This window comes from Rhodococcus sp. YH1, from assembly GCF_009939605.1.
Taxonomy (GTDB): Bacteria; Actinomycetota; Actinomycetes; order Mycobacteriales; family Mycobacteriaceae; genus Rhodococcus; species Rhodococcus aetherivorans.
The window spans coordinates 1-21,137 of the sequence record NZ_WVTE01000240.1 but is presented as its reverse complement, the minus strand read 5'-3'; the positions used below and the strand labels follow the sequence as shown (position 1 = coordinate 21,137).

Below are 21,137 nucleotides of genomic sequence, written 5' to 3'. Positions count from 1 at the left end.
TCTGCGGACCTATCAAGCGTATTGAAACGAATTTGCGGATCAGTACACGTCGCGCACGTAGCGCTTCTCGGCGGCGAGCTGCTTGACGTACGTTTCGGCGTCCTCCTCGTCGAGCCTGCCGTGGACCTGCACCACCTCGCGCAGCGTCTCGTCGACGTCCTTGGCCATCCGGCTCGCGTCGCCGCACACGTAGAAGTGGGCACCGTCCTGCAACCACTTCCACAGCTGCGCCCCGTGCTCGCGCATCCGGTCCTGCACGTAGACCTTCTGCCGCTGGTCGCGGGAGAAGGCCAGGTCGAGCCGGGTGAGGAAGCCGTCGGCGTGCATCGCCTCGATCTCGTCCCGGTACAGGTAGTCGGTGGAGGACCGCTGATCGCCGAAGAACAGCCAGTTCCGGCCGGTGTGGCCCATCTCGCGGCGATCGTGCAGGAAGGCGCGGAACGGCGCGATGCCGGTGCCGGGACCGACCATGATCATCGGGGTCTCCGGCGTCCGGGGCGGCCGGAAGTGGGTGCTGCGCTGGACGAAGATGGGGATGTCGACGCCGTGACTGTGGTCGGCGAGGAAGCTCGAGCACACCCCGGCCCGGCCGATGCCCTCGTAGCTGTAACGCACCACCGAGACGGTCAGCTGCACCTCGCGGGGGTTGGTCCGCGGGCTCGACGAGATCGAGTACATACGGGGCTGCAGCCGCTTGAGCACGGGCAGCCACTCCTCGATCGGCGCCTTGAACGGATACGCCGAGATCACGTCCATCGCCTGTTTGCCCCACAACCACTGCTGCAGCTCGATCTTGTTACCCGGTCGCAGCAGCTTGGCCAGCTCCGCGCTCTGGGTCTGCTCGTGGACGAACCGCAGCAGCTCCGGGGTCACCCGAGCGATCTCGAGGTGGCGGGTGGCGGCCTCGCGCAGGGGAATGGTCGGCAGATCGGCGAATTCCACGGGTGTTTCCGGGTCGAGCGCGGTGACCTGCAGCCATTCGTCGACCGTCTCGGGTCCGTTGGTGGGCATCACGCCGAGCGCGTCTCCCGCCTCGTACACGAAGTCCGGGTCGTACAGCTCGAATCCGAACTGGCGCACGTCCTTCGACGACCCCGGTCCACTGAGCGGGACGTTCCGGGTCAGCCGGGTGACGAGCGGCACCTTCCGGCTGTAGGCGGGTTCGGGCTTCGCCGGGGGTCCCGGGGTGGGCGCGGCCGGTGCGGCACCGTCGGGACGCACGAGTTGTTCGACGACGGCGAGCCATTCGCCGGCCGGTTCGTCGTAGTCGGGCTCACAGTCCACCCGTTGCGTGAGCCGGGTGGCCCCGAGTTCGGCGAGCCGCTCGTCGATGCGGCGGCCGTGACCGCAGAAGTCGTCGTAGCTCGAGTCCCCGAACGCCAGCACGGCGTAGCGGGTGTCGGGAAGGCGGGGCGTGTCGTCACTGTTGAGGGCGTTCCAGAAGGCGGTGCCGTTGTCCGGGGCGTCGCCGTCGCCGAAGGTGCTGGTGATGACGAGCAGGTCGCGCACCCCGGTCAGCGCGGACACGTCGTAGTCGTCCATCCCGACCAGTGCGGCGGGCCGGCCCGCGGCGCGGAGGCGCTCGGCGCACATCCGGGCGAACTCCTCGGCGTTGCCGGTCTGCGACGCCCACGCCACCACCACCGGCGGCGCCCCGTCGGCCTCGTCGCGGTCCGGTGCGGCGTGCGCGAAGTGCCCCGCGAGCAGCCCGTCCACCCATGCCCGGGTGGCAGCCGGAAGGGGAGCCGACGCCGGGAGCACCGGCACACCTGCCTGTCCGGACTCCCGGAATCCCGTGAGAAATCCAGTCAGATAACGCTTTTCGAGATCATCGAGCACGGGCGGCGCGACGTCCCCCAGTCCGAGCGTCGAGGCGAGCCGGTCGGCCGGTGCACCCGACGGTTCGGGCCGGGCGGGCGTTGCCACCTTGGTCAGCGACACCGCGCACACCTTGAACTCCGGCTGCAGCGACGCCGGATCGACGGCGTCGTTGGTGACCGCGTTGACCGACAGGTACTCCCCGAACATGTCGTTCCAGTGGAACGGGGCGAAGCAGCATCCCGGCCGTACCCGGTCGGTGACCACGGCCGGCAGCACCGCCCGGCCCCGGCGGGACGCGACCTCCACCTGGTCACCGTCCGCGATCGAGAGTCGTTGCGCATCGCCGGGATTGATCTCGACGAAGGGTCCGGGGTTCAGCTTGTTGAGCTTGGCGACCTTCCCCGTCTTGGTAAGAGTGTGCCACTGGTGCTGGACGCGGCCGGTGCCGAGCACGACGGGGAAGTCGTCGTCGGGCATCTCGGCCGGCAGCATGTGTGGTCGGGGGTGGAACGCGGCCCTGCCGGTGGCGGTGGCGAACCGCAGCCGGGGGGCGGTGCCGTCCTCCGACCTCAGCAGGGTCTGGCTCACCCCGTCGTTGAGATAGCGGATCGGGTTCCGGTCGGTCGCGGCGTCCGGCGGGCACGGCCATTGCACGGGGGTCTCGCGCAACCGGTCGTACGTGATTCCGCGCAGGTCGTATCCGGTCTTGGGGTTCCAGAAGCGCGTGATCTCCTCGAAGATCTCCTCGGGGCAGGAGTAGGTGAACGCCTCGGCGTAGCCCATGGCGCAGGCGACGCGCGCGATGATCTGCCAGTCCGGCAGGGCCTGGCCGACCGGATCGATCGCCTGCTGCAGCAGCGTCAGGTTGCGCTCGGAGTTGACCATCACCGCCTCCGACTCCGCCCACAGCGCTCCCGGCAGCAGGACGTCTGCATACGCGGTGGTTTCGGTCTCGAGAAAGACGTCCTGCGCGACGACGAAATCGGCCTTCTCGAGCGCTTCGACGACGGTGCGTCGATTGGCCACGGAGGCAACCGGATTGGTGCAGATGATCCAGCAGGCCCGGATGGTGCCCGCGGCCATCTGCTCGAACATGTCGACGGTGCCCTTGCCGACCGTGGTGGGGATCGCGCCGGGCGGCAGCCCCCACTGCTGTTCGACGAAGGCCCGCTCGGCGTCGACGAGGACGGAGCGCTGCCCCGGCAGGCCGGGCCCCATGTAGCCCATCTCGCGGCCGCCCATGGCGTTGGGCTGGCCGGTGAGCGAGAACGGGCCGCTGCCGGTGCGGCAGATCGCGCCGGTGGCCAGATGGAGGTTGCAGATCGCGTTGGTGTTCCAGGTGCCGTGGGTGCTCTGGTTCAGGCCCATGGTCCAGCACGACATCCAGTCACCGGCCTCGCCGATCCACCGCGCGGCCGTGCGGATGTCCTCCTCGGCCAGTCCGGTGATCTCCGCGACGCGTGCGGGGGTGTAGTCGGCGAGGAACCCGGGCATGGCGTCCCAGCCCTCGGTGAATTCCGCCACGAACGCCCGGTCGACGTGCCCGTTCTCGACGATCAGGTGCAGCAGGCCGTTCAGCAGCGCCAGGTCGGTCCCCGGCGCGATCTGCAGGAACAGGTCCGCCTTCTCGGCGGTGGCCGTGCGGCGGGGGTCGACGACGACGAGCTTCGCACCGGCCTTGACCCGGTTCATCATCCTGAGGAAGAGGATGGGGTGGCAGTCGGCCATGTTCGCGCCGCTGACGAAGAACAGGTCCGCGTGGTCGAAGTCCTGGTAGGAGCCGGGCGGGCCGTCCGCGCCGAGCGACTGCTTGTAGCCGGTGCCGGCGCTGGCCATGCACAACCGCGAGTTGGACTCGACGTTGTTGGTGCCGACGAACCCCTTCGCGAGCTTGGTGATCAGGTACTGGGCTTCGAGGGACATCTGGCCGGAGACGTAGAAGGACAGGGCGTCGGGTCCGTGCTCGTCGAGCACCTCCCGCAACCGGCGGGCGGTCTCGGCGATCGCGGCGTCGACCTCCACGGGCACCGGCGCACCGCCGCGTTCGGCGCGACGGTACGCGCTCTCCATCCGCCCGCCGGCGGCCAGCATCTCGGCGCTGGTCGCCCCCTTCGTGCACAGGCGCCCGAGGTTGGTGGGGTGCTCCTTGTCGCCGTACGCGTCGAGCACCCGGCGGGCGCCGGTGGCGGGGTCGAGGCCGACCTCCAGCACCATGCCGCAGCCCACGCCGCAGTATGAGCAGGCGGTCTTGACCTTCGTGATCTCGCCCTGCATCGAACCGCTCCTCACCTGGGTCGGCCACGTTCCTCCGGCCAGGTCTCATGCTCCCGACACCGTGTTTCGTGGGCATTAACCGTGGTGAGTCCCCGGTGACATCTGGCTCACGATTCGCCGCGCGCGGCGGTGAGAGGGCCCGATCGGCCCGATCGGCGGCCCCCGGGCGCCGGAACGGCGCACGGCATCCCCCGGGCGCCGGAACGACGCACGGCACCCCGCGGGCTGTGTCAGCCGGCGGGATGCCGCACGAGGGGTGTGGATGATCGGCCCCGGGGGCCGATCATCGAGCGCTGCTCAGGCGAGGTCGAACCGGTCGAGGTTCATCACCTTGTTCCACGCAGAGACGAAGTCCTGCACGAACTTCTGCTGCGCGTCGGCGCTGCCGTAGACCTCGGCGATACCGCGCAGCTGCGAGTTCGAACCGAAGACGAGGTCGACGGCCGTGGCCGTCCACCTGACCTCGCCCGTGGCACGATCACGACCCTCGTACACGTTCTCGGTCGACTCGGACACCTTCCACTCCGTGCGCATGTCGAGCAGGTTCACGAAGAAGTCGTTGGTCAGTGCCTCGGGCCGATCGGTGAACACGCCGTGGGCGGATTGCCCGAAGTTGGCGTTCAGGGCACGCATCCCGCCGACGAGAACCGTCATCTCCGGAGCGGTCAACGTCAACAGGTTCGCCCGGTCCAGCATCAGCCGCTCCGGCGGCAGCTTCTCGCCGGCGCGCAGGTAGTTGCGGAACCCGTCGGCCGCGGGTTCGAGCACGGCGAACGACTCCACATCGGTCTGTTCCTGCGAGGCATCGGTGCGGCCCGGCGTGAACGGAACCGTGATCTCGACACCGGCGTTCTTCGCTGCCTGCTGGACGGCGGCGCAGCCGGCCAGGACGATCAGGTCCGCGAGCGAGACCTTCTTCGCAGACTGCGCGCCGTTGAAGTCCTGCTGGATCCGTTCGAGGGTCTGCAGCACCTCGGCCACCCGGCCCGGCTCGTTGATCTCCCAGTTCTTCTGCGGCTCGAGGCGGATGCGTGCCCCGTTGGCCCCGCCGCGCTTGTCGGTGCCGCGGAAGCTCGCCGCCGACGCCCACGCGGCGGCGACCAGCTGGGGGATGGGCAGGCCCGATTCGAGGATCTTGCTCCCGAGGGCGGCGATGTCGTCCGCTCCGATCAGTTCGTGATCGACCGCGGGAACCGGGTCCTGCCACAGCTGCGGCTCGGGGACCCACGGTCCGAGGTAGCGCGCGACGGGTCCCATGTCGCGATGCAGCAGCTTGTACCAGGCCTTCGCGAATTCCTCCTCGAACTCCTTCGGGTTGTCCAGCCAGCGCCGGGTGATCGGTCCGTAGATCGGGTCGAGTCGCAAGGAGAGGTCCGTGGTCAGCATCACCGGCGAGTGCCGCTTCGACGGGTCGTGGGCGTCGGGGACGGCGTCGGCGCCGGCCCCGTCCTTCGGGATCCACTGCCACGCACCGGCGGGGCTCTTGGTCTTCTCCCACTCGTAGCCGTACAGGGTTTCCAGGAAGCTGTTGTCCCACTGCCGGGGGGTGGGCGTCCAGGCGCCCTCGAGACCGCTGGTGATCGCGTCCCCGCCCACGCCGGTGCCGAAGGAGTTCTTCCAGCCGAGACCCTGCTGCTCGATGGGAGCGGCCTCCGGCTCGGGACCGACGTGGTCGGCCGTGGCGGCGCCGTGGGTCTTGCCGATGCTGTGACCACCGGCGATGAGCGCCGCGGTCTCGACGTCGTTCATCGCCATCCGGCCGAACGTCTCCCGTATGTCCCGGGCCGCGGCGATCGGATCCGGGTTACCGTTGGGCCCTTCCGGATTCACGTAGATCAAGCCCATCTGCACGGCGCCGAACGGGCCGGACAGTTCCCTGTCGCCGGCGTAACGCTCGTCCCCGAGCCACGTGTCCTCGGGTCCCCAGAACACCTCGTCGGGCTCCCAGATGTCCTCGCGCCCGAACCCGAAACCGAACGTCTTGAACCCCATCGATTCGTAGGCGCAGTTGCCGGCGAAGATCAGCAGGTCCGCCCACGAGAGCTTCCGGCCGTACTTCTGCTTGATCGGCCAGAGCAGCCGCCGCGCCTTGTCGAGGCTCGCGTTGTCGGGCCAGCTGTTGAGGGGGGCGAAGCGCTGGGCGCCCTTGCCGCCGCCGCCCCGGCCGTCGGCGATGCGGTACGTGCCCGCGGCATGCCAGCTCATCCGGATGAAGAGCGGCCCGTAATGGCCGTAGTCGGCCGGCCACCACTCCTGCGACGTCGTCATCAACTCGAAGATGTCCTGTTTCAGGGCCTCGACGTCGAGGGTCGCGAACTCTTCGGCGTAGTTGTAGTCCGGGCCCATCGGATTGGAGAGGGGCGAGTGCTGGTGGAGAACCTGCAGGTCCAGCTGGTTCGGCCACCAGTCCCGGTTGGTCCTGGGCCGATGCGGCTTCGGCTCGGGGGACGGGATTACCGGATTTTCGCTTTCACTGTTGGACACGTCGGCCCTTCCTTCCGGGTTTCGGTGAATCGGACGGTGATCACGGATGTGATCGCGAAGCGTGTGCTGCCGAGCAGTCGGGGCACATGCCCCAGTAGATGACCTCGGCCTCGTCGACGAGGAAGCCGCTGTGGTCGGACGCGGTCAGGCAGGGCGCCTCGCCGACGGCACAGTCGACGTCGGCGATGGCCCCACAGGACCGGCAGACGAGGTGGTGGTGGTTGTCCCCGACACGCGACTCGTACCGGGCGACGGAACCGGACGGCTGGATCCGCCGCACCAGACCCGCACCGGTCAGGGCGTGCAGCACGTCGTACACGGTCTGCCGGGAAACCTCCGGCAGACCGGTGCGCACGGCTCCGAAGATCGTCTCCGTGTCGGCGTGCGGATGCTGGTGCACCGCCTCCAGCACCGCGATCCGGGGCCGGGTCACGCGCAGCTCCGCCGTACGCAACTGCTCCACGTAATCCCGCGTCGAGGGCACGTGGATACTATGACGCACTTTTCTGGAATGAGTCACGACTTTGGGTAACCGCAGCGTGATCAGAACTCGCGCGTGTGTTCGGTGGCGCGGGCGGCGGTCGCGCGGACCCTCACCCGTCCGGCTACCCGGCCGCTAGGGCTTCGGCTGCTGCGCCCACCACTTCAGCAACTCGGCCTCGGCCTCGTCGCGGTCGAGGGGACCACGGTCGAGCCGCAGCTCCTTGAGGAACTTCCAGGCCTGCCCGACCTGCGGGCCGGGTTTCAGGCCGAGCAGCTCCATGATGGCGTTGCCGTCGAGGTCGGGCCGCACCTTCGCCAGGTCCTCCTGCTCGGCGATCCGCTCGATGCGCGTCTCGAGATCGTCGTAGGTGGCCTGCAGCGCCGCGGCCCGGCGCTTGTTGCGGGTGGTGCAGTCCGCCCGGACCAGCTTGTGCAGCCGGGGCAGCAGGTCACCGGCGTCGTGCACGTAGCGCCGGACCGCCGAGTCCGTCCACTGGCCCTTGCCGTAGCCGTGGAACCGCAGGTGCAGGAACACGAGCTGACTGACGTCGTCGACCATCTGCTTGGAGTACTTCAGGGCCCGCATCCGTTTGCGGACCAGCTTGGCCCCGACGACCTCGTGGTGGTGGAAGCTGACGCCGCCGCCCGGCTCGTTGTGCTTCGTGGCGGGCTTGCCGATGTCGTGCAACAGGGCCGCCCAGCGCAGCACGAGATCGGGATCCCCGTCCTCGAGGTCGATGGCCTGCCTGAGCACGGTCAGCGAATGCCAGTACACGTCCTTGTGCTGATGGTGCTCGTCGATCTCGAGCTTCATCGCCGGGATCTCCGGGATCACCCGCTCGGCGAGGCCGGTCTCGACCATGATGTCGATGCCCTCGATCGGGTAGGCACCGAGGATCAGCTTGTCGAGCTCGGCCTGCACCCGCTCGGCGCTGATCCGCAGGATCTCGTCGCCCATGGCCACGATCGCGTCGTGCACCCGCTCCGCCAGCCCGAACCCCAGCTGGGAGACGAACCGCGCCGCGCGCAGCATCCGCAGCGGATCGTCGTGGAACGACTCGCTCGGCATCGCGGGGGTGTCGATGACCCCAGCGAGCAGGGCGTCCATCCCGCCGAGCGGGTCGACGAAGTCCTCCGCGCCGGTCGGGCCGATCCGCACCGCCATGGCATTGACGGTGAAGTCGCGACGGATCAGGTCGTCCTCGAGGCTGGTGCCGTACTCGACGATCGGGTGGCGGGTGACACGGTCGTACGCGTCGCTGCGGAACGTGGTGATCTCGATCTGCTCCGGGCCCTTGACCGCGCTGATCGTGCCGAAGTCGATGCCGGTGTCCCACTGGTGGTCGGCCCAGCCGCGCAGCAGCGCCTGCACCTGCTCGGGCCGCGCGTCGGTGGTGAAGTCCAGGTCGGTGCCGAGGCGACCGAGCACCGCGTCGCGGACGCTCCCTCCCACCAGGTACAGCTCGTGACCGGCGGCGGTGAAGCGCTCACCGAGCGGGGCCAGGATGTCCGACAGCGCACGCAGCGTCGCGTCGGCGCCGGCGAGCAGTCGGGCGCGCCGCTCGGTGTCGGTGGAGGGAGAGTTCACGTCTTCGAACCTTACCGAGGTGGCCGAACGCGCAGTCGCGCGATCCGGACGTGCCTGGTTGGACCGCCGGGCACGTCCCGCCAACTAGTATCGATGAGGTGTCGCCCGCAGAACGTGCCAACCGCAACCGCCGCACCTCGCGGCGGCGTGGCGCGGGCGCCAAGTCCGGTGGCCGGGCCACCTCCGACGCGGCGAAGCCTCACCTGCGCACGGTCCGCGAGACATCGGCCGGGGGACTGGTGGTCGACGGCCTCGGCGGGCCACCCGACAAGTTGTGCGCGGCGTTGATCGGCCGCACGGACCGGCGCGGCCGGCTGCTGTGGTCGCTGCCGAAGGGACACATCGAGAAGGGCGAGACCGCCGAGCAGACGGCGATGCGCGAGGTCCACGAGGAGACCGGGATCCACGGCACCGTCCTCGCCACGCTCGGCAGCATCGACTACTGGTTCGTCACCGAGGGCCGGCGCGTCCACAAGACCGTGCACCACTACCTGCTGCGTTACCTGGACGGCGAGCTCTCCGACGCCGACGTCGAGGTCACCGAGGTGGCCTGGGTGCCGCTGCCGGAGCTGCGCTCGCGCCTGGCGTACGCGGACGAGCGCAGGCTCGCCGACGTCGCCGACCAGCTGATCGCCGAGATGGATCCGTCGATGCTGCTCGGACCCGGCGGACCGGAGGCCCGTCTCGGATGACCTCGGCAGCTCGCCGGGCCGCGGCGGCCGTTCTCGCCGTGCTCGCGCTCGTCCTGACGACGGCGGGTGTGGCCGTCGCCCAGCCGCGCAGCGACGCGTCCGACGCCCCGCGCTTCCTCGAGCTGCGCATCGACTCGGTGACGCCGACGACGATGTCCACCAGCAGCGAGCCTGTGGTGACCGTGACCGGCACGCTCGAGAACGTCGGCGACCGCGATGTCGAGGACATCGCCGTGCGGCTGCAGCGCGCCCCGGCGGTCGGCTCCGCCGAGGAGCTGCGCACGGCGCTGACCTGGGATCAGACCGCCTACGACCGCACCGGGCCGTTCGAATCGGTCACCGACGTCCTCGAGCGGGGTGAGCAGCGGCAGTTCCGCCTCGAGCTGGCGCTGCGCTCGGCCGACAGCCCTTCGCTGGGTATCGACACCCCCGGGGTGTATCCGCTGCTCGTCAACGTCAACGGCGCTCCCGAGTACGGCGGTCAGGCACGGCTCGACGACGCCCGGTTCCTGCTGCCCGTGCTGGGGGTGCCCGCGGGCGAGAGCAGCGAGAGCCGGCCCGTGCCCCCGGACACGTCCGCACCCGTGGGGGTCACCATGCTGTGGCCGCTCGCGGACCGGCCGCGCCTCGCGGCGGGGGTGCCCGGATCGGCGACGGACCCGGTCCGTCTCGTCGACGACGACCTCGCGACGTCGCTCGCCGACGGCGGCCGGCTCGACGGACTGCTCGACGCCGCCGAGCGCGCGGCCACCGCCGAGGACCGCCGCGTCGCCGACGCGATGTGCCTGGCCGTCGACCCCGATCTGCTCGTCACCGTCGCCAACATGACCCGCGGCTACCTGGTGGTCGAGGACACGGCCGAGCCGAGGGGCGACGCCCACGACGGGGAGGGGACGGCCGCGGCCGTCGCGTGGCTGGAACGGCTGCGCACCCTGGCCGCGTCGATGTGCACGGTCGCGGTGCCCTTCGCCCAGGTCGACGTGGCCGCCCTCGCCGAACTCGACGACGCCTCTCTCGCCGGGCCCGCGCTCGCCGCACCGACCGAGATCGTGAACACGATCCTCGGGATCACCACGACCCGGGAGGACGTGGTCTGGCCCGACGCCGGGGTGCTCACCGAGCAGGCGGGGGCGCTGCTCGCCGCCGACGGCCCGGTGACGACCCTGCTCGCCGACACGGCGGTCGACGCCGCGGACTCGGACGCGGGCACGGGTCCGATGCCCGTGCGGGGGGTGGACGGCCTGTCCACGGTCCTGTTCGACAGCGCCGCCGCCACCGCGCTCGCCGCGCTGGGCGACGCTCCCCAGACGCCGTCGTTCACCGCCGAGGACGCCCGCTACGACCTCACCGAGGATTCCCCGGGCGCCCGGCTGCAGGACGCGCTGGGCGCCCTGAGCTGGTCCGCGCTGCGCACGTCGGAGAGCGCCACCCGGACCGTGTCCACCGGCGACGGCGCGTCCGCGGCCCCGGGCTCCGCGCTGTTCGTGCCGCCGCAGTCGTGGAGTGCGTCCGGCGACGACGCCGCCGCGGTCCTGTCGATGGTCGGCACCCTGATCCGCTCCGGCCTGGCCACCCCGCGTCCGTTCGACACCCTGTTCGCACCCGCCGCCGGGGACGCCCCCACCGTCGCGCTGTCCTACCCGGAGCAGGCCATCGTCGACGGTGCGTCGGCCGAGGTGATCGACGCGGCCCGCGAGCAGGCACCCCGGCTCGACTCGTTCCAGGAGGCGCTCGTCGAGGATCCGCAGGCGCAGCTGACACCGCAGCAGTTCACCGCACCGCTGCGCGAGGACCTGCTGCGCGCGATGAGCCTGGCGGGCCGGCGCGGGCCCGACCCCGGCGCCGCCGCGCGCGACGCGGGGCAGCGCGGCGAGGAGGTACGCGACGCCGTCGACGGGATGTTCGCGGGAGTGACCGTGCTCTCACCGGGCGGTGTCTACACGCTGACCTCGGAACAGAGTCCCCTACTGTTGGTCGCGCGCAACGATCTGCCCGTGGGCATCACCGTGCGGCTGCACGTGGACGCGCCGTCGGCGATGAAGATCACCGACATCGGGCCCACCCAGCTGCCCCCGCGCGGCAGCCGCACCCTCACGGTGCCGGCGCAGATCAGCGACTCGCGGAAGATCGGTGTCGAGTTCGCCCTGACCACGGAGTCCGGGCTGCCGCTCGGCACCCCGACGAACGTGACGGTACGGTCCAACGCGTACGGCCAGGTTCTCGCGATCGTCACCGGCTGTGCGGGGGCGCTGCTGCTGTTCCTGGCGGGCCGTCGTCTCCTGCACCGCTTCCGCGGCGAGCCCGATCCAGCCGACGAAGGGTACGAGAAACGATGACCGGGAACCCGACCCGTGAGGACGTCGCCCCGCCCGCCCCCGCGGCGGCGGAGCCGGCCCCGCGCAAGAACCCCGGCCTGCTCGCCGCGACCGGCTCGATCGCCTTCGCGACCCTGATCAGCCGCATCACCGGCTTCGTCAAGCAGGTGCTGTTGCTGACCCTGCTCGGCGCCGCCGTCGCGAGCTCGTACACGGTGGCCGCCCAGATCCCGAACATGATCTCCGAGCTGGTGCTCGGCGCCGTCCTCACCTCGATCGTCGTGCCGGTGCTGGTCCGCGCGGAACGCGAGGACCCGGACGGCGGTACGGCGTTCGTCCGGCGCCTGTTCACCGTCTCCGTCACCGTGCTCGGCCTCGCCGCCCTGCTGGCCACCGCCGCGGCGCCGGTCCTCGTCACCCGGTTCTTCCTCGACGACACGGGCAAGGTGTCGACGACGCTGACCACGGCGCTGACGTATCTGTTGCTGCCGGCGATCCTGTTCTACGGCCTGTCGGCGCTGCTGACCGCCATCCTGAACACGCGGCAGGTGTTCAAACCGGGCGCGTGGGCGCCGGTGCTGAACAACATCGTCGTCATCACGGTCCTGGTCCTGTACTTCCTGCTGCCCGGGGAGATCACTCTCGACCCGGTGCGCATGAGCGACCCGCACCTGCTGCTGCTCGGCTGCGGCGTCACCCTCGGTGTGGTGACCCAGGCGATGTCCCTGGTGCCGGCGCTGCGCCGCGAGGGGATCAGCCTCAAGCCGCTGTGGGGGCTCGACGACCGGCTGCGCCAGTTCGGCGGCATGGCCGCGGCCATCGTGCTGTACGTGCTCATCAGCCAGGCCGGCATGGTGTTCGCGACACACGTCTCGTCGAGCGCCGACGCGGCCGGCCCGGCGATCTACAACAACGCGTGGCTGCTGCTGCAGCTGCCGTACGGTGTCCTCGGCGTCACGGTGCTCACCGCGATCATGCCGCGGCTGAGCCGCAACGCCGCCGAGGAGGACACCCCCGCGGTGGTGGACGACCTGTCGGTCGCGACCCGGCTGACGATGATCGCGCTGATCCCGATCGTCGTATTCTTCACCGTCGCCGGCCCGCAGATCGGCACGGCCCTGTACGGCTACGGCAGCTTCGGCGAGGGCAACGCCGAACGGCTGGGCCAGGCGGTCAGCTGGTCGGCGTTCACCCTGATCCCGTACGCCCTCGTCCTCATCCATCTGCGCGTGTTCTACGCACGCGAGCAGGCGTGGACCCCCACGTGGATCATCCTCGGCATCACCGCCGTGAAGATCGGCCTGTCCGCGATCGCGCCCGTCGTCGCCCGCAACGACGACCAGGTGGTGTTGCTGCTGGGCGTGGCGACCGGCCTGGCCTTCACCGTCGGGGCGGGCATCGGCGGCTTCCTGCTGCACCGCGCCCTCGGCGACCTGCGGATGGCGAACGTGGGCCGGACCGTGTGGCACGTGGTGATCGCCTCGGCCGCAGGTTCGGCGGCGATGCTGCTCACCGATCGGCTGCTGCGGCTCGGTGCGCTGAGCGACCGGTTCGGCGGCATCGGCTCGATGGTGCGGGTCGCGATCACCGGCGCGCTGATGCTGCTGGTGACCCTCACGGTGATGTGGTTGCTGAAGGTGCCCGAGATCCTGGCGATCACCGCGGCGGTCCGGCGCAAGGTCGACGCGCTGCGCGGACGCACGCCCGTCGAGCCGGCCGTCGCCGAGGCGGATGCCGACGAGATCGCCGAACTCGAGGCGGCCCGCTTCGAGGAATCGGAGGCCGAGAAGACCATCGTGTTGCCGCGCCTGGACTACGGCGACTACGGGGTGGCCCCGTACGACGCGGTCACCGAGGTGATTCCCGCCATCAGGGACGTGCCGAGCCACATCGATGCACACCGGCAACTCCCGTACCCTGGTCGACGGCAGGTTCGTACCACCCGGGACGGATCGCGCCGGTTCGCGGATGCCGGACGGCCTCCCGGTTACCTCCGGGGCGGGCGAGTCGAACAAGAAGGAGTGAGGGTGAGCGACGACCACGCTACCGGTAAGTCCACGGTCGATGAGTCCGCATCGACGGACCCGGGTTCGGTGTCCACGGACGCCGACGGCACGTCGACGCAGTCCCCGCAGGCCGGCATCCCCGACCGTTCCGCCTCGCCGCAGAAGTCCGCCGGCAGCCCCGCCGAGAACCGCTCCGGTGCCGGCCGGCCCCGCCGCGATCCTCACGTCGACACCGGCGTCATCCCGATCGGCTCACCCCAGCTGCCTCCGCTGCGTGTGCCGGGGTCCGCGCCGCGCACCCCGATGCGCGGGCCGAAGCTGATCCCCGGCGCGTCGGTCGCCGGTGGCCGCTACCGTCTGCTCGCCCCGCACGGCGGCGCGCGCGGTCTGCGTTTCTGGCAGGCGCAGGACGTCAAGCTCGACCGCGAGGTGGCGCTGACGTTCGTCGACGCCGAGCAGCGCGCCGGGGACGTGACCGGTCCCGACGGTCCGCAGGCCATCCTGTCGCGCACCCTGCGGCTGGGCCGGATCAACTCACCGGGGCTCGCACGGGTGCTCGACGTGGTCCGCGGCAGCTCGGGCGGCATCGTCGTCGCCGAGTGGACGCCCGGTCGTTCGCTGCGCGAGATGTCCGGCACCGAGCCGTCCCCGCTCGGCGCGGCCCGCGCTGTGCAGGCCCTCGCGGCCGCGGCGGAGGCCGCGCACCGCAGCGGCGGCGCCCTCTCGATCGATCACCCCGACCGGATCCGCATCAGTGTCGCCGGCGACGCGGTGCTGGCCTTCCCCGCCACCTTCGCCGACGCGGACGTGACCTCCGACGTCCGGGGCCTCGGCGCGAGCCTCTACGGCCTGATCACCGCCCGCTGGCCGCTGCCCGAACAGGCCGCGCCCGGGGAGCAGCCCCCGGCGCACACCGGCGGCACGATCGGCGGGATGCGCCCGGCGGACCTGACCGCCGAGGGCATCGCGGTCGAGCCCCGCACGCTGCGGCCGGAGGTGCCGTTCGAGATCTCCGCGGTGGCGGTGCGTGCGCTCGCGGCCGACGGCGGAATCCGGACCGCGGCCACCGTGCAGCACATCCTCGGCCAGGCCTCGGTCGTGGACCAGAAGACCGACATGATCCCGGCGCTGCGGCTCGGCCAGCGCAGTGCCGGCGCCACCGACCACGCCCTCGCGGACCCGGAGGCTCTCGCCGAGGAGAAGAAGCGATCCGAGCGGATGCTGTTCGCGCTCGTCGGCCTCGGCATCACCACGGTGGTGCTCCTCGCCCTGATCGGCTGGTGGATCGCGAACCTGCTCGCCGGAGGCAACTCCGACGAGCCGCTCACGAGCCAGGACTTCGGCCTCACCCCGACCTCCGAGGCGCCGTCGGAGCCGGTCGCCCAGGCGCCGGCCCCGGCCGCAGCGGCCGGACCGGTGGCGGCATCGGCGGTCTCGGTGTTCTCCCCGCAGGGCACCCCGGATTCGCCGGCGACGGCGCGGTTGGCCATCGACGGTGATCCGTCGACGGAGTGGAGCACCGACGCCTACTTCCAGCCGTTTCCCGCCCTGAAGAACGGTGTGGGACTGATGGTGGCGCTCGCCGAGCCGGCCGCGCTCTCGTCGGTGTCGGTGACGTCGGACAGCCCGGGCACGAAGGTCGAGATCCGCAGCGCACCGTCGGACCAGGCCTCCCTGGACCAGACCCAGGTGATCGGCTCGGCGACGCTGCGGTCCGGCGTCACGGAGATCCCCGTCGAGGCCGAGGGCCGCACCTCCGATGTGCTGGTGTGGATCACGGGGCTGAGCACGTCCGGCGGCGGCAACAAGAGCTCGATCGCCGAGGTGACGTTCACCGCCGCCGAATAGCCCGGCGCACGCGCCTCCGGTCGCCCACCTCGATCGGCTACCATCCGCGCGTGCGAATTTTGGGGGGGATCGCAGGAATTGCCGTGTCCGACGCCGAGTTACTCGCGGCGCACGCGGCGGGGGACCGACGCGCGTTCGCGCAACTGCTCGAACGGCACTACGACCATCTGTGGCAGGTGGCGCGCCGCACCAGCTATTCGCCCGAGGATGCCGCGGACGCCCTGCAGGAGGCGTTGCTGTCGGCGCATCGTACGGCGGGGAAATTCCGGAACACCGCGGCAGTTCGCAGCTGGCTGCACACCATCGTGGTGAACGCGTGCCTGGACCGCATCCGGCGCAACAAGGCGCGACCGACCGTCCCGCTGTACGACGACGGCACCGATGCCCGCGATGAACGGGATCGCATCGCGGAGCGGGAGATCGCGCTCGACATCGAGGCGGCGTTGTTCACCCTGCCACCGGAGCAACGCGCCGCGGTCGTCGCGGTCGACGTGGAGGGCTGGCCGGTGAGCGAGGCGGCCCGGCGGCTCGGCGTTCCCGAGGGCACGGTCAAGAGCCGCTGCGCGCGCGGGCGCCGTCGGCTCGCGGTGCTTCTCGGTGACCTGCGGGATACGGGGAACCGATCGTGATCGGCGGCCGTCTTATCCTGGTGAGGGCACCGGAAGGCGGGGAGGACAGCGGATGACCGAGGACGAGCTGCCGCGGCCGCCGTATTCTGCCGACCTGCTCGCCGACCTGCACGCCGGGGTCCTGGACGACGACGTCACCGCCGGATTGTGGCCGGCGGTGCGGCGGGATCCGGACGCCATGGCGGTGATCGCCGCGCTCGACTCCGTCAGCCGCCGGCTCCGGGCCCTCGGTGCGGCCGAAAATGTTGAGAGCCCGCCGATCCCGCCGGAAGTGGCGGCCCGCATCGATGCGGCACTGACCGCCGACGCCGCCGCGCGCCGCCGGCGACGGTGGCTGCTCGCCGCGGCCGGGACGGGGGCCGCGGCCGCGGTGGCGATCGGATTCGCCGTCACCGCCCACGGCGCCGGACGCCCCGATGCCGCGGCGCCGATGGCCGCGCCCGCCGCTGCCGCGCCGGCTTCTGCTGCACCAGCTTCTGCTGCACCCGGTGCCGACGTGCTCGACCCGGCGACCTGGCGCGCGATGATCGGCGCGTCCGACCCCGGCCCGCTGTCGGATCACGGAGTACTCCGAGAATGCCTCGAGGCCAACGGCATCGACGAATCCCGGCCACTGCTGGGGTCACGCACGATCCGGTTCGACGGCCGGGAGGCGGTCGCGCTGGTCCTGGGTGATGCCGCGTCGCCGCGGTTGACGGCACTGGTGGTGGGCACGGGATGCGGCGCTTCCGATCCGGCGACTCTGGCGATCCGTCAGATCGGCTGAGCCGCAGGGAGTTCAACCGTCCGCGGCGGGCAGCAACAGATCGAGGATCCGCTCCCGCAGGGCGGACGTGTCGTCCTCGGCCGCAACGATGCTCGCGAACAGCGCCGCACCCGCGGCGAGGACGAGCACGGCACGTGCGTCGAGGTCGGCGGGAGAGGAGCCGTCGCCGTGGGAGAACAGTGCCGTGCTGGGGCCGCTGAAGGTGCGCCACAGGGTCTTCCGCAGATCGTCGTGATCGCGGAGTGCGGCGATGAGCCCGGGCAGGGCGGCGCGGACGTCGGGGCGGGCGAACAGGTCCGCGCTGCCCCTGACGACCCATTCGATCCAGCCGCGGCGGTCCGTCCCGTGCATCGGGGTCAGGTCCGGCGCGGAACCGAGAAGCGAGTCGAGCACGAGGTGCGCCTTCGACGGCCACCGCCGGGTGAGGGCCGCCCGGCTCACCCCGGCCCGGGCCGCGATGCCGCGCAGGCTCAGGTGTTCCCAGCCGACCTCGAGCAGCATCGCGCGGGTCACGGCGAGGACCTCGGCGTCGATGCGCGGATCGCGGGGGCGGCCGGCGGGCGTGGGGGAGCGGTGGGATGCGGTCATCACCGGTAATTGTGGTGCACGGCACGGCGCGGCACTATAGTTGCAACACGTTACAGAACCACTGGCATCGAAAGTAGGGGCATGACCTCGTCGCGACCCGCCGTGTTCGAACCCGTTCGGCTCGGACCGCTCACCCTGCGCAACCGCATCCTCAAGGCCGCGACGTTCGAGGGCGTCATGCCCGGCGGTCGCGTCACCGACGAACTCGTCGAGTTCCATGCCGAGGTCGCCCGCGGCGGCACCGCACTGACCACCGTCGCGTACTGCGCCGTCGCACCCGGCGGACGCGTACACCGCAACACCGTCGTCCTCGACCGCGACACCGTGCCGGGTCTGCGCCGCCTCACCGACGCCGTGCACGCGGAGGGCGCGCTCGCCTCGGCGCAGATCGGGCACGCCGGACTCGTCGCCAATCAGATCTCCAACGGGACGAAGACCCTCGCCCCGTCCACCCGCATCAGCGCCCCCGCCATGGGCCTGGTGCGGGGCGCGAGTCTCGCGCAGCTCGATCAGGTCGTCACCGACTACGAGAACGCGACCCGCTGCGCCGTCGAGGCCGGATTCGACGCGCTCGAGGTGCACCTGGGACACAACTATCTGCTCAGCTCGTTCCTCAGCCCGAATCTCAACAAGCGCAGCGACCGCTACGGCGGCAGTCTCGAGAACCGAACCGCGTTTCCCCGGCGCGTTCTCGAGGCGGTCCGCAAGGCGGCCGGCGACTCGGTCGCCGTCATCGTCAAGTTCAACATGACGGACGGCGTCCCCCAGGGACTGTGGCTCCACGAGAGCCTGCCCATGGCGCGGCTGATCGAATCCGACGGCCACATCGACGCGATGGAACTCACCGGCGGCAGCTCCCTGCTCAACGGCATGTACTTCTTCCGCGGCGACGTCCCGCTGGCCGAGTTCGTCGCGTCCCAGCCCAGGCTCGTCGGGCTGGGACTGCGGTTCTACGGGCCGCGGCTCTTCCCGACCTACCCCTTCGAGGAGGCGTTCTTCCGCCCGATGGCTCGGCAGTTCCGTTCCGAGCTGCGCACCCCGCTCATCCTCCTCGGCGGCATCAACCGGATCGACACCATCGAGAACGCGCTCGACGAGGGATTCGAGTTCGTCGCGATGGGCCGGGCGCTGCTGCGAGACCCGTACCTCGTCAACAAGTTCCGGGACGAGCACGTGCGCGAAGGGCTGTGCATCCACTGCAACAAGTGCATGCCCACCATCTACACCGGAACCCGGTGCGTCGTGCGCGAATCCCTGCGCGACGTGGAGCACAGCACCTGACGGGGCGCCGGCCCGCAGCTATCCTGCAACACCATGGACGGTGGGCGGTGACGAACGCGACGACCCCGCCCGTGCAGGTGCGGGTGCTGGGCGCCGTCGCCGCGCTCGTCGACGGGCAGCCCGTCGCCCTCGGCGGTCCCGTCCGTCGTGCGCTGCTCGCCCGGCTGGTGGCGGCACGCGGGCACCCGGTCTCCGCCGACCGGCTCGTCGAGGACCTGTGGGGCGGGGCACCGCCGGCCAAACCCGTGGCGGCGCTGCAGGCGCACATCTCCCACCTGCGCCGGGTGCTCGGTCCGGGCCACGACCCGCTGCCACGGAGCGCCGCCGGGTACGCGCTGAACCTGCCTGTCGCCGCGGTGGACGCGTGGGCGTTCGAGGACGCCGTCACCCGCGCCTTCACCGCACCCCACGACCGGCTCCGGCACCTCGGGCAGGCCCTCGAGCGGTGGCGGGATCCGCTGCCCGACATCGATCGATACCCCTGGGCGGCAATAGAATCCGACCGGCTCGGGGAACTGCGCCGCACGGCGGTGGAACAGTACGCCGAGACCGCGCTCGAACTCGGTGCTCCCGTCGCGCCGCTGATCGCGTCGCTGAGCGACATCGTCGCGGCGGACCCCGGCCGCGAACGCGCCGTCGGGCTCCTGGCGCGCGCCCGGTACCGCGCCGACGGCCCGGCCGACGCCCTCGCCGTCATCCGCCGCTCGCGGCAGTACCTGGCCACCGAACTGGGCCTCGACCCCGGTCCGGCACTACGGGCCGCCGAGCACGAGATCCTCACCGGTACGGCCGGTCCTGCCCGGGACCGAGCGCCGATCGCCGACCACGTCCGCCCCGCCGAACTCGGCGTCCTGCTGGACGAGGCCGGACGCGCCGCCCGCGGTGAGACGCGTCTGACGTGGCTGGCCGGGGAGCCCGGGGCGGGCAAGACCCATCTGACCACGCTGCTCGCCGGCGCTCTCGAGGGCGACGGCTGGCAGGTTGCCCGCGGCAACTGCCCCGAGGTGGACGGTGCGCCACCGGGGTGGCCCTGGATCGAGATCCTCGACGCCCTCGCCCACACCGACCCCGACGGCACGGCCACGATGACGTCCCGGCTGGCCGTGCCCGGCACCGGCCTCGACACGTTCGGGCTCGCCCGTTCGCTCACGCGGCACCTCGGCCGCATCGCCGCCGACCGTCCGCTGCTGCTCGTCTTCGACGACATGCACCGCGCCGACGAACCGACCCTGCACCTGCTGCGCCTCACCCTCGCCGCCCTGCGAACCCGGCCGCTGCTCGCCGTCGCCACCTATCGGCCCGCCGAGGCGGGGAGCGAACTCGCCGCCGTCCGCGCGGCGACGAACGCATGCCCCGGCCGGCAGCTCCGCCTCGCCCCGCTGACCGACGACGGCATCGCCCGCCTCGTCCGCGAATGCGGCGTCGTCGCCCTGGCGCCCGAGGACATGGTGTTGCTCGTCGCCCGGACCGACCGTAATCCGTTGTTCGTCAGAGAATTTGCTCTGCTGATCGCCGACCGGGGCGTCCGGGCACTCCATCACGACGTGCCGGCCGGGATCGCCGACGTACTGCACCACCGCATCCACACGCTGCCCGAGGCCACCGTCGCCGTGCTGTCCGCGGCCGCCGTCCTCGGACGCGAAGCCGACCTGGACGTGCTCGCCGCGATGTGCGGAACCGACCTCGAGTCCCTCCTCGAGCCACTCGAGCCGGCCCTGCGCGCCCGCCTGCTCGAGGAACCCGCGCCCGAGCGGATCCGGTTCACCCACAATCTCGTCCGGGAAACCCTGTACGCGGGGCAGTCACGCCTCCGGCGCACCCGTCTGCACGGCGCGGCCCTCGCGGCGTTGTCCGCCCTGCGGCCGGCCGAGGTGGCCGCGACGGCACACCATGCGGCGCTCGCGGCCACCCCGTCCACCGCCCACCACGCCGTCGCGCACCTCACCGCGGCGGCCCGTCGCGCCGACGCTCTCGGCGCTCGAGCCGATGCGGTCACCCTGTGGGGCGCTGCGGTGTCGGCACACGAGATGTCCACCGTCGTACCGGAAGACGGCCTGCTGCCGCTGCTCACCGGATACGTCGGAGCGCTCGCCCACACCGGCGACGTGGTCACCGCACGCGTCGTGCGCCAACGCGCCGTGGATCTCGCCCGGCGGATCGGTGACCCGCCGGCCCTCGTTGCGGCGCTCACTTCGTGGTCCGCGCCGGTCACCTGGACCGTCCGGGTCGACGACACGCTGCAGGGTCGACATCCGGTGGGCGATGGTCTCGTAGCTGACGGCGTAGAAGGCGGAGAGCCGCTCGACGTCGTATCGGAAGTCCTCGGCCATCTCGTGGAACTGCGCGTAGGGCAGCATGATCG

At 71.3% G+C, this 21,137-nt stretch carries 11 protein-coding genes and 2 pseudogenes; 7 read left to right on the top strand and 6 right to left on the bottom strand.

Annotation, left to right across the window (positions count from 1 at the left end; all coding sequences use genetic code 11):
* Positions 1-39: 39 nt before the first annotated feature.
* The 4 genes from AIIKEEIJ_RS22285 to AIIKEEIJ_RS22270 form a co-directional block, all read right to left on the bottom strand.
* Entirely contained in the window at positions 40-4,095 is a 4,056-nt protein-coding gene (locus AIIKEEIJ_RS22285; RefSeq protein WP_161996580.1) for a molybdopterin-dependent oxidoreductase, read from the bottom strand.
* Positions 4,096-4,392: 297 nt separating this feature from the next.
* Entirely contained in the window at positions 4,393-6,579 is a 2,187-nt protein-coding gene (katG, locus tag AIIKEEIJ_RS22280) for a catalase/peroxidase HPI (protein ID WP_006934414.1), read from the bottom strand.
* Positions 6,580-6,619: 40 nt separating this feature from the next.
* Positions 6,620-7,063, bottom strand: coding sequence for a Fur family transcriptional regulator (locus AIIKEEIJ_RS22275; protein WP_072633798.1), 444 nt, complete (start codon positions 7,061-7,063; stop codon positions 6,620-6,622).
* A 132-nt stretch (positions 7,064-7,195) separates the two neighbouring features.
* Positions 7,196-8,650 (bottom strand): CCA tRNA nucleotidyltransferase, encoded by a 1,455-nt coding sequence (locus AIIKEEIJ_RS22270; protein WP_029546788.1) that lies wholly within the window; start codon positions 8,648-8,650, stop codon positions 7,196-7,198.
* Positions 8,651-8,748: 98 nt separating this feature from the next.
* Here AIIKEEIJ_RS22270 and AIIKEEIJ_RS22265 point away from each other — a divergent pair, with 98 nt between their 5' ends.
* From AIIKEEIJ_RS22265 to AIIKEEIJ_RS22245, 5 genes are all read left to right on the top strand, one after another.
* Positions 8,749-9,342 (top strand): NUDIX hydrolase, encoded by a 594-nt coding sequence (locus AIIKEEIJ_RS22265; protein ID WP_006934418.1) that lies wholly within the window; start codon positions 8,749-8,751, stop codon positions 9,340-9,342.
* Positions 9,339-11,678 (top strand): DUF6049 family protein, encoded by a 2,340-nt coding sequence (locus AIIKEEIJ_RS22260; RefSeq protein ID WP_029546789.1) that lies wholly within the window; start codon positions 9,339-9,341, stop codon positions 11,676-11,678. The genes AIIKEEIJ_RS22265 and AIIKEEIJ_RS22260 overlap by 4 nt, the downstream gene beginning before the upstream one ends.
* Complete coding sequence (murJ, locus tag AIIKEEIJ_RS22255; RefSeq protein WP_065923257.1) at positions 11,675-15,511, top strand: murein biosynthesis integral membrane protein MurJ; 3,837 nt, start codon at positions 11,675-11,677, stop codon at positions 15,509-15,511. The genes AIIKEEIJ_RS22260 and murJ overlap by 4 nt, the downstream gene beginning before the upstream one ends.
* Before the next feature lie 83 nt (positions 15,512-15,594).
* Complete coding sequence (sigM, locus tag AIIKEEIJ_RS22250) at positions 15,595-16,140, top strand: RNA polymerase sigma factor SigM (RefSeq protein WP_006934425.1); 546 nt, start codon at positions 15,595-15,597, stop codon at positions 16,138-16,140.
* A gap of 52 nt (positions 16,141-16,192) precedes the next feature.
* Positions 16,193-16,906: a hypothetical protein gene (locus AIIKEEIJ_RS22245; RefSeq protein WP_161996579.1), complete on the top strand. Its 714-nt coding sequence runs from the start codon at positions 16,193-16,195 to the stop codon at positions 16,904-16,906.
* 12 nt (positions 16,907-16,918) lie between these two features.
* Here the strand turns inward: AIIKEEIJ_RS22245 and AIIKEEIJ_RS22240 are convergent, their stop codons facing one another.
* Positions 16,919-17,494, bottom strand: a complete 576-nt coding sequence (locus AIIKEEIJ_RS22240; RefSeq protein WP_161996578.1) for a TetR family transcriptional regulator — start codon at positions 17,492-17,494, stop codon at positions 16,919-16,921.
* Positions 17,495-17,575: 81 nt separating this feature from the next.
* Between AIIKEEIJ_RS22240 and AIIKEEIJ_RS22235 the strand changes: the two genes are divergently transcribed.
* Together AIIKEEIJ_RS22235 and AIIKEEIJ_RS33185 are read left to right on the top strand one after the other, a co-directional pair.
* Entirely contained in the window at positions 17,576-18,775 is a 1,200-nt protein-coding gene (locus AIIKEEIJ_RS22235; protein ID WP_161996577.1) for an oxidoreductase, read from the top strand.
* A pseudogene (locus tag AIIKEEIJ_RS33185) lies at positions 18,682-19,998 on the top strand (BTAD domain-containing putative transcriptional regulator); the annotation flags it as partial. The gene AIIKEEIJ_RS22235 and the pseudogene AIIKEEIJ_RS33185, both read left to right, overlap by 94 nt.
* Before the next feature lie 1,011 nt (positions 19,999-21,009).
* On the opposite strand, the pseudogene AIIKEEIJ_RS33180 reads toward AIIKEEIJ_RS33185, so the two are convergent.
* Positions 21,010-21,137 (bottom strand): annotated as a pseudogene (locus AIIKEEIJ_RS33180) (ImmA/IrrE family metallo-endopeptidase); the annotation flags it as partial.